This window comes from uncultured Allobosea sp., from assembly GCF_945956895.1.
In the GTDB taxonomy this organism is placed as follows: Bacteria; Pseudomonadota; Alphaproteobacteria; order Rhizobiales; family Beijerinckiaceae; genus Allobosea.
In genome coordinates this window covers 1-12,983 of sequence record NZ_CAMFJF010000024.1, presented here as the reverse complement: position 1 = coordinate 12,983, position 12,983 = coordinate 1, and the positions used below count along the sequence as shown (strand labels likewise).

Here is a 12,983-nt window from a genome sequence, read left to right as displayed (position 1 = left end):
GAACGACACTCTCCGGCGCCAGCCGGAGAGTGTCTTCTGATCGCCCCCGAAGCCGCCTGGCCAGCCTCTCAACCGATGGTCATCAGGCTGGCATTGCCGCCGGCCGCAGTGGTGTTGATCGAGGTCGAAACCTCCTCCAGCAACCAGTTCAGGCAATAGGCGTCGGGACCGCGCTTCAGCTCCTCGGTGCTTGCCGCCTGGACCAGCACGAGGGGTCCGGAGAGGCCGGCGATCCGGCGATTCACCTCACCGATACGCTTGGTGTCGCCCTCGACCAGCGCGCCCGAGAACGGGCCGTCGGCCTCCCAGTCCGAGGTCCAGCTGACGCGCGCCTCGACCGCAGCCGGCAGGCCCGACAACGCCCCCTTCAGCCCGGAAGCCGTGTCGATGACGAGCTGGTTGCCCGTCGCCAGCGCCGCCGCCACCTGCTGATAGAGGCCGGCTTCGGTCTGCGGCACGAGCAGGATGCGGCCACGCGGATGCAGCGCATAGAGATTGCGCTCGCCGACCGGGCCGGCCAGTTCGACATTGAGACCCAGCGCCGAATGGCCGCCGATCTCGCGGGCGGTGTTCGCCTCGGCGTTCAGCCCCTTGCCCGAGAGCCAGGCGGCATATTCGAGCAGCGCCGGATCGGTATGAATCGAGCTGTGCTGCGGCGGGATCGGCGCCTTGCGCACGAGACGGCCGATATAGAGCGGCCCGCCCGCTTTCGGCCCGGTGCCGGAGAGGCCGCGCCCGCCGAAGGGCTGCACGCCGACCACCGCGCCGATGATGTTGCGATTCACGTAGAGATTGCCCGCCTTGATGCGGCTGGTGACATGGGCGATCGTCTCGTCGAGCCGGGTGTGCAGGCCGAATGTCAGGCCGTAGCCGGAGCCGTTGACCTCGTCGATCAGCCGGTCGAGATCGTCGCGCTGGTAGCGGATGACGTGGAGCACCGGGCCGAACACCTCGCGCTTCAGATCGGTCAGGCTCTTCAATTCGACGATAGTCGGCGGCACGAAGGTGCCCTTCGCCGCGGCCTCCGGCAGCGGGAGCTGCTCGACCTTGCGGCCGAGGCCGCGCATCCGCGCGACATGATCGTCGATCTCGGCTTTAGCGCCCTCGCTGATCACCGGGCCGATATCGACGCTGAGCTTGTCGGTGCGGCCGATGGTGAGCTCCTTCAGCGCACCCTGCAGCATGTGCAGCGTGCGGTCGGCAATGTCCTGCTGCAGGCAGAGCACGCGCAAAGCGGAGCAGCGCTGGCCGGCGCTGTCGAAGGCCGAGGCGATGACGTCGCCGACGACCTGTTCGGCCAGCGCCGAGGAATCGACGATCATGCCGTTCTGGCCGCCGGTCTCGGCGATCAGCGGAATCGGCTTGCCCTCGGCCGAGAGACGCTCGGCCAACTGCGCCTGGATGCCGCGCGCGACTTCGGTCGAGCCGGTGAACATCACGCCGGCCGTCTCGGCCGCGCCGACCAGCGCCGCGCCGAGGCGCCCGCTGCCGGGCGTGAATTGCAAGGCGCCGCGCGGCACGCCGGCCTCGTGCAGGATCTTCACGCTCTCATGGGCGATGATCGGCGTGACGCCGGCAGGCTTGGCCATCACCGCATTGCCGGCGACAAGCGCCGCAGCGACTTGGCCTGTGAAGATCGCCAGCGGGAAGTTCCACGGGCTGATGCAGACGATCGGCCCCAGCGGCGCATGCGCCGGCCCCAGCGTCTTGCGCGCCTGGTCGGCATAGTAGCGCAGGAAGTCGATCGCCTCGCGCACCTCGCTGATCGCATTGGCAGCGGACTTGCCGGCCTCGCGCATGGCAATGGCCATCAGCGTCTCGATGCGCGCCTGCATGATGTCGGCGGCGCGGTCGAGGCAGGCAGCGCGCTCGGTCGGCGGGACGGCGGCCCAGGCCTTGCCGCCCTCGGCGGCGAGGCGCGCGATCTTGACGGCATCCTCGACCGCAAGCTCGGTGACCTGCCCGACGACATCGGAATGATCCGCCGGATTCAGGATCGGCCGCGTCGTGCCCGCAGTCGAATTGTCGGCGAGCAGCGGCACGGCATGCCAGCTCTCACCGACCGAGGCAGTGAGATTGCCCGCGAGCTCAGCCAAAGCCGCCTCGTTCGAGAGGTCGATACCCCCAGAATTGGCGCGGTCGGCGCCGTAGAGGTAGGCCGGCAGCGCGATCTGGTCATGCAGCATGCCGATGACCGGCATCGCCTCGACGACGTCGACAGGGTCGGCGACGAGCGAGTCGATCGTGACCTTCGGATCGGAGATGCGGTTAACGAAGGAGGAGTTCGCGCCGTTCTCGAGTAGGCGGCGCACGAGATAGGCAAGCAGCGTCTCATGCGTGCCAACCGGCGCATAGATGCGGCAGGGCCGGTCGAGATTGTCCTTACCGACGACCTCGTCATAGAGCGGCTCGCCCATACCGTGCAGGCACTGGAACTCGTATTTGCCCACAGTGAAGTCGTTGCCGGCGAGGTGATAGATCGTCGCCAGCGACTGGGCGTTATGCGTAGCGAATTGCGGGAAGATCGCATCGGGTGCGGCCAGCAGCTTGCGGGCGCAGGCGACATAGGCGACGTCGGTATGGACCTTGCGGGTATAGACCGGGAAATCGGCGAGCCCGTCGACCTGCGCCCGCTTGATCTCGGCATCCCAATAGGCGCCCTTGACCAGCCGCACCATCATGCGCCGGCCGGAGCGGCGGGCGAGATCGATGATCCAGTCGAGCACGAAGGGGCAGCGCTTGCCATAGGCCTGCACCACGAAGCCGAGCCCGTTCCAGCCCTTCAGGGCATCGTCGAAGCTCAGCGCCTCCAGCAGGTCGAGCGAGAGCTCCAGCCGGTCCGCCTCCTCGGCATCGATATTGAGGCCGATATCGTAGGACTTGGCGATCAGCGCGAGCTCGCGCACAAGCGGCAGCAGTTCCGACATCACCCGGCCGGCCTGCGCGCGGCTATAGCGCGGATGCAAGGCCGAGAGCTTGATCGAGATGCCCGGGCCTTCATAGACGCCGCGTCCGTTCGCAGCCCTGCCGATGGCGTGGATCGCGTTCTCGTAGTCGCGGTAATAGCGCTGCGCATCGGCGGCGGTGGTCGCGGCCTCGCCGAGCATGTCGTAGGAATAGCGGAAGCCGCGTGCCTCCAGCGGCCGGGCGCGCTTCAGCGCCTCGTCGATCGTCTCGCCGGTGACGAACTGCTCGCCCATCATCCGCATCGCCATGTCGACGCCGCGGCGGATCACCGGCTCGCCTGCGCGGGCGATGAGGCGCGTCAGAGCAGCCGCGAGGCTGCGATCGTTGACGGTGGAGGTCAGCTTGCCGGTGACGACGAGGCCCCAGGTCGCGGCATTGACGAAGAGCGACTTGCCGCCGCCGACATGGGACTTCCAGTCGCCATCGGCGATCTTGTCGCGGATCAGCGCATCGCGCGTCGCCGTGTCCGGGATGCGCAGCAGCGCCTCGGCGAGGCACATCAGCGCGACGCCCTCCTGGCTGGAGAGCGAATATTCCTGGACCAGCCCCTCAACACCCGTGCCCTTGTGCTTGGCCCGCAGCGCCTCGATCAGCTTGCGCCCCGTGCGGGCGATCTCCTGCTTGCTTGCCGGGGCGAGCTTCGCGGCGGCCAGCAAGGGCGGGAGGCATTCGGTTTCCGACCGGCGGTAGGCGGCGGTGATCGCCCGGCGCAGCGCCGACTGTTCCCGGATCGGCGGCGCGAAGCCTGTGAAAGGCGCCGGGCTGGCGGCGGTGGCAACGGCGGCAGCGGTGGCTTGGCTCATGGCTTTTCCCGGCGGGCTCGAGCTAGACGGGCCGGGGCGGCGCCCTCTCCCGTTCTTTGCGCGGGAGCTTATCACGAGCCCGATTCTCAGGCGGTCCAATTTTCGCTATCCTACAGTCCACTCGGACTTCAGATTTGGAGATTACAAGTGAAGAAGCCCAAGGGAATGCAGAATGAAGGCGATCTGGACGCGCTCGACCGCAAGATGCTGGACGTTCTCAGGGAAGACGGCCGGATCTCGATCGCGGAACTCGGTGCGCGGATCGGCCTGTCGAAGACACCCTGCCAGATCCGGTTCCGCCGGCTGGTCGACGATGGCTACATCGAAGGCTTCCGGGCGACGCTCAATCCGGCGAAGCTGAAGCTCGATCACATCGCCTTCGCCGAGGTGAAGCTGTCCGACACCACGGAAAAAGCGCTGACCAAGTTCAACGAGGAGGTCAAAAAAATCCGCGAGGTCGAGGAATGCCACATGATCGCCGGGCGTTTCGACTATCTCCTGAAGATCAGGACGCCCGATATCAGGCGCTACCGCGCCGTGCTGGGCGAGAAGATCTCGAACCTGCCGCATGTCGCGAACACCTCGACCAATGTCGTCATGGAGACGGTCAAGGAAACCTGGTGAGATCGCGCTGTTGGCATCGGCCCGGCACTACGATCTGCCTAGAGCCGATGACCGCATTGCTGCCGGCGCAGTCGGAGATGGCAAGGTCGGCCATGCCGAACTGGCTGGCATCGACGGTGCTGGGAAGACCGACGAGGGCGGACCCGTCACGATCAAAAGCGGACCGGTCGTGCTCGACGGCGCCGATCTCTCGTCGCTGCTCACCGCCAATCCCGGCGGCCTGCGCTTCTCGCGCTTTTCATGGACGAATGTGGCTATCACCGCACCGGACAAGGATACGCCGGCGACGGCTGCGGGCGGCAATCTCTACACGATCAATCTCGGCGCGCTCACGGCCGGCGCGACATTCGATGGCTCGATCCCGCTGAAAGGCGCGATGAGCATCAAGGGACTTTCGGTGCAGCCGCCGACGGCTGCTGTGGCAGGGCAGCAGCTCAAGGCTGAATAGCCCCTAGATTTGAGGACGCCTTCTTCCCTAATTTTGAGGCAAGGAGGCGACGATGGGGACTGGCAGTTTCACTGAGGATTTCAAGCGCGATGCGGTGGCGCAGATCACCGAACGGGGCTACCCGGTTGCCGAGGTCTCGCAGCGACTTGGGGTGAGCCCACACTCGCTTTACGCCTGGAAGAAGAAGTTCGCGAAGCCTGCGGGCTCGGGCGAAGCGGATCAGGCTGGGGAGATCCGGCGGCTGAAGAAGGAACTGGCTCGCGTCACCGAGGAGCGCGACATCCTAAAAAAAGCCACCGCGTATTTCGCCAGGGATGCAAAGTGAGATACGCGTTCGTCGCCGAGCATCGCCCATTGTTCTCGATCCGGGCGATGTGTCGTTGCCTGCGCATCCAAGCCAGCGGCTTCTATGCCTGGCTCAAGGCCCCGTTGAGCAAGCGAGCGCGTGAGGATGCGCGTCAGACCGAACTCCTGCGCAAGGCCTGGACGGACAGCGGCAAGGTCTACGGCTATCGCAAGCTGCATGATGATCTTCTCGATCAGGGAGAGACGAGTTGCCCGAACCGGGTCGCTCGCCTTTCAAGGCTTGCCGGCATCAAGGCCCAGATCGGCTACAAGCGCCGGCCGCGCAGCCATAGCGGCAAACCATCCGTCCTGATCGACAATACGCTGGCCAGGCAGTTCGACGTCACCGCGCCCGACAAGGCGTGGGTGACAGACATTACCTACATTCGAACGGTGGAGGGCTTTGCCTACCTGGCCGTCGTGATCGACTTGTTCTCCCGTCGCGTCATCGGCTGGTCGCTACAAAGCCGCCAGACGACAGACGTCGTGCTGCAGGCGCTGCTCATGGCGGTTTGGCGGAGGAAGCCAAAGGCCAAGGTCCTGGTTCACTCCGATCAGGGCTCGCAATTTACCAGCATGGAGTGGGCAGGGTTCCTCAGGCGCCACAATCTTGAACATTCGATGAGCCGGCGTGGAAACTGCCACGACAATGCGGTCGCGGAGAGCTTCTTCAACCTGCTCAAGCGCGAGCGGATACGCCGCAAAACCTACAGAAACCGGGATGAAGCACGGCAGGACGTGTTCGAATATATCGAGATGTTCTACAACCCGAAGCGCAAGCACGTCCGGAACGGCATGCTGTCACCCGTCGAGTTCGAGCGGCGGCAGAAAATCTAAACCGAGGGCGTCTACAAAACTCGGGGCTATTCAATCAGGCTCTCGTCCCTTAGCCAACATCTATTCGATAACGTCATCGGCACGAGCGATGAGCGACGGTGAAATCGAGAGGCTGAGTTCTTTTGCCGTACTCAGATTGATGACCAAATCGAACTGGGTCGGCTGTTCGATCGGCATTCGAGCAGGTTTCGCTCCGCGCAAAATCTTGTCGATATATTCGGCGGCCCGTCGATACAGCGCGGGGTAATTCGCTCCGTAGGACATCAAGCCACCTGCTTGAACCAACTCGCGCGCGCCATGGATCGTCGGCAGCCGCGCGCCCAGCGCCAGCGCACCAATCCGAAGCGCATTGGTCGTGACGAGCGAATCGGGGACGACATAGAGCGCATCCGCCCGCTCCGCTAGTCCGGCAAATGCGGCCGTGATGTCGTCTGCTTCCCGGACTTCAAGCATGATGGGCTGCATTCCGAGCGCAGCCGCCACTGTTTGGACCTCGCGCATTTCCTTCGCAGCAGAGATGTTGTCGATTTTGGCCATGACCGCCAGTTTGCTGAGATTGGGCACCATCTCGCGCAAGAGCCCGAGGCGCTTTTTGACGATATCGGCGGATTGGTTGGATAATCCCGTGATATTGGCGCCCGGCCGCGCCAGGCTGACGACCAACCCGGTGCCGACCGGATCCCCTGCAGCGACGAATACGATCGGGATTTCCGATGTCAGCTTGCGAAGTGCGATAACCGGTGGTGTTCCAGTCGTAAAAATAACATCCACCTTTAGGCGAACGAGCTCGGCCGCGATCTCGTCGAAGCGTTGCGCCTCTGCCCACCGATATTCGATCGTGATCGTGCGTCCGTCGATCCAGCCAAGCTCGCCGAGCCGCTTGACGCTCGCGGCGAGCCTTTGACTGAAGGAGGTTGGCGTACCAGGCACAAGGAACCCGACGACCGCCGGCTTCGTCGGGCGCTGCGCAAGTCCGGCGCATGGCCAAGCCGCAGCGGCGCCGACCAAGCCGATGAACTCTCGCCGGCGCATCTCGAGCCTCCTTGCTCCCAAGCCGCAAGCCTCTTCAGAACGATTGTTCCAGCGGAATTCATAAGGGTGACCAACAGGCAGTATAAATCATTCAGGCCGTTGCTGACATGCCGGAGGCCCTTACAAAGTTGACATTACTGCGCTTCGGAGCGCCGGTCGTGTGAAGCTCCTCACACGCCGGGAGAGCGGAGCATGCCATGCTTTCCTTCATCGAAACGGCATCGACTTACCCGAGACAAATCATGGGCAGCTGAATCATAGATCGATACAAATCCAGTTTTCGCCGATGAAGTTAAGTAGAATTACAATATCATCAACGATATCATAATAAGACTCGTCCCATGATTATCCGTTTAATTCTAGGAACGGTTTCGATTTTTGTAATCATATCGGCCTTGTTCGAATCAAATCTCCCAGAAATAGAACGTCATGAAAATTACAACTGGAAGTCTCCCATACCATTGCGATCGGAAATGGATATTTCTGCAAACTGTATCGCAGCAGAGCCACGATATCCCCGGACGATTGTGCGGGTGAATTGATGGAGGAGGAGGCGCTGCCATAACCGGCACGCCATAACGAAATCCTCTCTCCGGACATCTAATGACGCCCAGTCAAGCGCGAAAGCGAATGCGGACGCATCTTCGCCTGCTCCGCCAGCTGCGGCCGGCTCGAGCGAAGCATCTACCCTTGAGACCTCGGACACAGGACGCATTTCGGATAGTCTGAGCGCGAGGATTTGCCATGTTCAAGCATCGCATTCGTGACACAGGCTCCGTCCTTGGGTTGCTGGGCACATCCCTGGCTTCCATGGCGTTTCGCGTGCTCGTCGCCGAGCTTGCGCATCGCACGAAGTTCCGTCGGCGCGCAGGCGGCCACCCGTGTCCGCAGACGTACCTTTTCAACGTCGCAGTTCACGACCATCGCCGACGTCCGCGCGGCGGTCGGGGACACGACGCCCGTTCTGGCTCTCGGCTTCGGATCGAGACAGCCATCGGAGCCAGAATTCCGGCAAGTCGGGCGTATGTCAGATGAGCGAATTCTTTGGCTACATCTGGCGAAATAGCCGAGGTGGGCAAGTTCGCATTCTCGCCGTCGTGCTGCTGTCATTCCCTTTCTACTATTTTTCGCTCGACCTGCCGAAGTACATCGTTTCAGACGTATTGCAGGGGCGAGCCTTCGCCGGCGGCCGAACGACGGCTCCCTTGTTCCGTTTCGATGTTGCGCTGCCCGGCTGGCTGGGCGGGATGCAACTTGCGTCCTTCGAGGGCTTCACACTCGGTCGGATCGATTATCTCTTTGCGCTATCGGGCCTGTTTCTGCTGCTTGTGCTGATCAATGGCAGCTTCAAATACGTCATCAACATGCGCAAAGGCGCTCTTGGTGAGCGGCTGTTGCAGCAGCTGCGTTTCGACCTGTTCTCCAGCCTGCTCCAGCTGACGCCGGAGGCCGCGCGCCACGTCAAGCCGTCCGAAGCGGCGTCCATCATCAAGGACGAAGTCGAGCCGATTGGCGGTTTTGTCGGTGACGCCTTCGTCCAGCCGATCTTGCTCGGCGGGCAAGTGTTGACCGCGCTGGGCTTCATTCTGCTGCAGAATCTGTCGCTCGGCCTGATCCCGCCGCCATCATCCTGGCACAAGCCATCATCATCCCGCGCCTGCGCCGCGAGCAGGTGCGGCTGGGCAGAGAGCGCCAGCTTGCCTCGCGCGCGCTTGCCGGCAAGATCGGCGAGGTCGTCGATGCCCTGGGAGAAATTGGCAACCACGGTACCCATGCCGTTGAGCGCAGCCTCGTCGCGAACCGGCTCGAGGGGTTGTTTCACATCCGTTACCAGCTTTACGGGCGCAAGTTCGCGGTCAAGTCGCTCAACAACCTGCTGGCGCAGGCCGCGCCCTTCCTCTTCTATGCAATCGGCGGCTACTACGCTCTGACCAACCGGCTCGACCTCGGTCAGCTCGTTGCCGTCATCGCCGCCTATCGCGACCTGCCGCCACCGATCAAGGATCTGATCGACTGGGACCAGCAGCGGCTCGATGCCGAAGCCAAGTTCCAGCAGATCGGCGAACAATTCGCTTTCATGGACCGGAAACCGGCAGCCGGATCGTCGCAACCGACGACCGATGTCGGAGATCTCGCGCCGCAGGGGCAGATCGCGTTCGCAACCGTCGGCGTTGTCGGTGCCACCGGCGAGTCCCTGCTCGAACGTGCCTCGTTGTCCTTGCCGCTTGGCAGGAGCATCGCTCTCGTGGACCTCAGCGGCGAGAGCGCGGCCGTGCTTGCTCAGATCCTCGGCGGGCGGATCACGGCCTACACCGGCATGGTCACCCTGGCCGGAAAACCATTGGCCGATTTCGAGCCAACGGCACGCCGGCGCGCGCTCGCCTATGTCGGACCGGAAGCGGTGATCCTCGATGGCAGCCTGCGTGACAACATCCTCTAAGGTCTACGCCACAGTCCCGAGCTTGCTGCACCAGCCGAGACGCTGGATCTGCGCGGCGCCGGCTGCGATGACACGGCCGCTCTCAATCGACGGCTGATTTCAGTGCTCCGAGCAACAGGGCTCGATGATCTCGTCTTCCGTTATGGGTTGGAGCGTCGGCTAGAGACCGAAGCGATCGAGGCGATTGCGCCCCGAGTTTCGGATCTACGCGCCGGCATTCGCAATCGGCTGCAAACGCTCGGCATCGCCGGGGCGATCGAGCCTTACGACCCGGCACGCTACATCCAGAACGCACCAATCGGAGAAAACCTGATCTTTGGCTGGGCCACCGACAGCGCCTTGAACGGCGCGCCCCTCGGTGCGGACCCGTTCCTGCGGCAGGTGCTCGATGCCGCCGGATTGACGCCCCCCTTACCGAGCTCGGCCTGGGCATCGCCAGGACCATGCTCGACATCTTCGAGGGGCTGCCTGCAGACCACATCCTGTTCGAGCAGTTCGCGTTCTTCCCCGCACAGGCCTTTCCGATCTATCGCGAATTGCTTGCGCGCTTCGTGCTGGCCGAGCCCGAGGAGCCTGATCGCAGCCGCCTCCTCGGGCTTGCGATGCTGTACATCGAACCGCGCCATCGCCTCGGCCTCCTGGACAAGGCACTGGAGAACCGGCTGCTGGCGGCCCGCCACGTCATTCGTGACACGATCGGGACAGCCACGACGCGAAGCATCGCCTTTTACGATCCTGCGAGCTTCTGCAAAACGGCGCCCTTGCGCGACAATCTCCTGTTCGGCGTCATCGCCCATGACGCCCTCTTGGCAGGGGAGCAGATCGTCGATGTCATTCGCGAGGCGCTGATCGAGCACGATCTGGTCCATCACGTCTATGTGCTCGGGCTTAATCAGCCGGCCGGATATGCCGGCCGGCTTCTCTTCGCGAGTACGAAGGCCTCGCTGATGCTGGCGCACAGTATTATGCGACGACCGCAAGTCTTGATCTTGAACGATGCGTTGGGTGCTTTCGGTGACGTCGAGGCGACCACGATCGTGAAGCGCGTCCAGGAAGAGATGGCCGGGCGCACGCTCATTGTCGCGGGCCACAAACTGACGAAGGATGCTGACTTCGATTTGCAGATCTCCTTTGAAGGCGCGAAGATCGTCACGATGAAGGAAGCCGCTTCGGAAGCGGAGACCGCGCTGGAGCCCGTGCCTGCGTCATCTGACGTTGCCACCGCCGAAAACGATGACGTCAGGGCGCCGCGTTCGGTTGCGCTGTTCGCCGGCATCGACATGCCGCGCCTGAGGCTGCTGGCCTTCACCAGCGCCCGCGTGCGGTTTTCCGCTGGCGAGGCGTTATTTCGCCAGGGCGAGGATGCCGACGCGGCTTATGTGGTTTTGACCGGCGTCGTCACGGTCATGATCGACACGGCAAATGGTCCCGTCCCGATCTCGCACGTCGGTGAAAACGCAATCGTTGGCGAGATGGGCCTCGTCACCGGCGAACCGCGTTCGGCGACGATCCTGGCAGAGTCCGAGGTAACGGCTCTGCGTCTGCAGAAGCAGGTCTTTCTCGCGCTGATGGCCGAGTTTCCCCAAATGGCGCTCTCGGTGACACGGCTCATGGTCAAGCGCCTGCAGGAGAACGTTGCGGTTGTGAGCCACGGCATGAACCCGGATCAGGCAGCATGACACGGGACGTGAAAGGTGCGACGCCCGGCCTGAGTATCAGGTTTTGGGGCGTGCGAGGATCGATCCCGGTTTCCGGGGGCGATTATGTTCGCTTCGGGGGCGACACGATCTGCTTTGAGGTCAAGCTCGGCGACGAGCGCTTCATCGTCGATGCCGGCTCCGGCCTGCGCCGGCTGGGCGGCGCTATGGTGGAAGACGGCGACATGAATGCGACATTGTTGCTGACCCATTTCCACCTCGACCACATTATCGGCCTGACCGGCTTCGAGGTACTTCGCTCACCGGCCGCAAGAATCCAGATTCACGCCCCGGCCTTCGGCTCTTGCGATGTGCGCAGTTGTCTCGCGCGCCTGCTTGGCGAGCCCTTCTTCCCGGTCGCGCTGGACCGAATGCGCGGCATCCGCGCCTGCTCCGATTTCGAGTTGGGCACGACGCTCGCGATCGGATGTCATCGCATCCGAACCGTTCGGCTGAACCACGGCGGCGGCGCTTGCGGCTATCGCTTCGATCACGCTGGCAAGGCGCTGGCGATCATCACCGACCATGAGCACCGGGATGCCGCGCACGAAGAGGCGCTGGCCGATTTCTGCCAAGGCGCTGACCTGATCGTCTATGACGCGATGTGGGACGAAAGCGTCGACTACGATCCCCATCGCGGCTGGGGGCATTCGAGCTGGCAGGCCGGCCTCAGGCTGCTGCGCAAGGCGAATGCGCGCCGCCTCGCCTGCGTGCACCATGCCCCCACCCACACCGACGACATGCTTGAACACCGTGAAGAAGAGCTGCAGCGGCAACACGCATCGAGTTTCTGTGCCCGCCAGGATCTCTACGTCGTCCTGTGACGAGGCTCCCCGCCGGCAGCATCAGTGCGAAGAGGTAGTGCGGGGGCCTGGTGCAGTGTGAACTGCCTCACCCACGGCGGATCGATCAGCAGCTAATCTCTGTCGAGGCACGTTCTTTTCCCGTTCCGAGTGCCCGAATACGATGGTCACACGACCACGCCCCAAGTGAACACCCGCTGCTGAGGTGAGGACATGAATCGAAGGGCTTTCCTGACGATGGCGGCCGCATCGGCGCTCGCCCCGCCGCTTATCGCTGCGCCCCTGCGCATCGGCTGGTTGACGGCGCAACGCCCGCAGAGCATTGCGCCGGGTGTCAAGGTGTTCAAGGCCGGCCTTGCCGCACTTGGTTGGGTCGAGAACCGGGATGTGACCCTCGATTTCCGCTACGGCAATGACCAGATCTCCAGCATTCCGGAGCTCGCCCAGGATCTGGTCCGCTCACCGATCTCGATGCTGATTGTGCAGGGAGCTGCCGTCCCTCTCGTCGGCAAGCTGCGGCTGCCCGTACCCATCGTGTTTCTGACGAGCTCCGATCCGGTCTCTGCAGGCTTAGCGGAGAGCCTCGCGAGGCCGCGGCCCGGCCTGACCGGGCTGACCTTCATGGCTGCCGAAATGAACCCCAAGCGGATCGAGATCCTGCGCGAGATCCGTCCGTCCCTGCGGCGCGTCGTACTTATGGGCAACCCAGCCCACGCTGGAATGGAACTTGAGGAAGCCGAGGCGATATCGGCAGCCCGGCGCCTCGATATCGAAATGACGACAGCATTGCTCGCGAATGAACGCGAACTCGCCGATGCGCTCGAGCAGATCTCGAAAATCCGCCCGACGCAGTCTCCTTGCTGCCGGATGGCGTCGCGGTTCAATACCGGCAGCGGATCATCGAGCGACTCTTGGAACTGCGCGTGCCGGTGATGTTGATTTCCGCCGAGAAGTGACCCGTTAGGCGGGGATTTTTCCATCGAGAAG

Annotated in this window: 10 protein-coding genes; 7 read left to right on the top strand and 3 right to left on the bottom strand. The window is 63.3% G+C overall.

Annotation, left to right across the window (positions count from 1 at the left end; genetic code table 11):
- Window positions 1–68: 68 nt before the first annotated feature.
- Window positions 69–3,770, bottom strand: a complete 3,702-nt coding sequence (gene putA / locus Q0Q02_RS14310; protein ID WP_293810414.1) for a trifunctional transcriptional regulator/proline dehydrogenase/L-glutamate gamma-semialdehyde dehydrogenase — start codon at window positions 3,768–3,770, stop codon at window positions 69–71.
- Between the two features lie 165 nt (window positions 3,771–3,935).
- Between putA and Q0Q02_RS14305 the strand changes: the two genes are divergently transcribed.
- The 3 genes from Q0Q02_RS14305 to Q0Q02_RS14295 all read left to right on the top strand — a co-directional run bounded on the left by Q0Q02_RS14305 (window position 3,936) and on the right by Q0Q02_RS14295 (window position 6,024).
- Window positions 3,936–4,394 carry an Lrp/AsnC ligand binding domain-containing protein gene (locus Q0Q02_RS14305; RefSeq protein WP_293810452.1) on the top strand — a complete coding sequence of 153 codons (459 nt, stop codon included), beginning with the start codon at window positions 3,936–3,938 and terminating at the stop codon, window positions 4,392–4,394.
- Window positions 4,339–4,842, top strand: a complete 504-nt coding sequence (locus Q0Q02_RS14300) for a hypothetical protein (RefSeq protein WP_293810413.1) — start codon at window positions 4,339–4,341, stop codon at window positions 4,840–4,842. Before Q0Q02_RS14305 ends, Q0Q02_RS14300 begins: the two co-directional genes overlap by 56 nt.
- Window positions 4,843–4,894: 52 nt before the next feature.
- Window positions 4,895–6,024, top strand: a protein-coding gene (locus Q0Q02_RS14295) for an IS3 family transposase (protein ID WP_293810412.1) whose coding sequence is annotated in 2 segments (ribosomal slippage) — window positions 4,895–5,150 and window positions 5,150–6,024 — 1,131 coding nt in all. Because the reading frame shifts where the segments join, the coding sequence is not laid out codon by codon here.
- Window positions 6,025–6,084: 60 nt separating this feature from the next.
- Here the strand turns inward: Q0Q02_RS14295 and Q0Q02_RS14290 are convergent.
- Window positions 6,085–7,056: an ABC transporter substrate-binding protein gene (locus Q0Q02_RS14290; RefSeq protein ID WP_293810411.1), complete on the bottom strand. Its 972-nt coding sequence runs from the start codon at window positions 7,054–7,056 to the stop codon at window positions 6,085–6,087.
- 1,304 nt (window positions 7,057–8,360) lie between these two features.
- A complete protein-coding gene (locus tag Q0Q02_RS14285) occupies window positions 8,361–8,618 on the bottom strand; it encodes a hypothetical protein (protein ID WP_293810410.1) in 258 nt (85 codons plus the stop codon).
- 110 nt (window positions 8,619–8,728) lie between these two features.
- Between Q0Q02_RS14285 and Q0Q02_RS14280 the strand changes: the two genes are divergently transcribed.
- The 4 genes from Q0Q02_RS14280 (at window position 8,729) to Q0Q02_RS14265 (ending at window position 12,929) form a co-directional block, all read left to right on the top strand.
- The gene (locus Q0Q02_RS14280) at window positions 8,729–9,496 is read left to right on the top strand and encodes a hypothetical protein (RefSeq protein WP_293810409.1); all 768 of its coding nucleotides are present in this window, start codon (window positions 8,729–8,731) and stop codon (window positions 9,494–9,496) included.
- Between the two features lie 443 nt (window positions 9,497–9,939).
- Window positions 9,940–11,175, top strand: a complete 1,236-nt coding sequence (locus Q0Q02_RS14275) for a cyclic nucleotide-binding domain-containing protein (protein ID WP_293810408.1) — start codon at window positions 9,940–9,942, stop codon at window positions 11,173–11,175.
- A complete protein-coding gene (locus tag Q0Q02_RS14270) occupies window positions 11,172–12,017 on the top strand; it encodes an MBL fold metallo-hydrolase (RefSeq protein ID WP_293810407.1) in 846 nt (281 codons plus the stop codon). Before Q0Q02_RS14275 ends, Q0Q02_RS14270 begins: the two co-directional genes overlap by 4 nt.
- A gap of 192 nt (window positions 12,018–12,209) precedes the next feature.
- Complete coding sequence (locus tag Q0Q02_RS14265) at window positions 12,210–12,929, top strand: ABC transporter substrate binding protein (protein ID WP_293810406.1); 720 nt, start codon at window positions 12,210–12,212, stop codon at window positions 12,927–12,929.
- The last annotated feature ends 54 nt before the right edge of the window (window positions 12,930–12,983 follow it).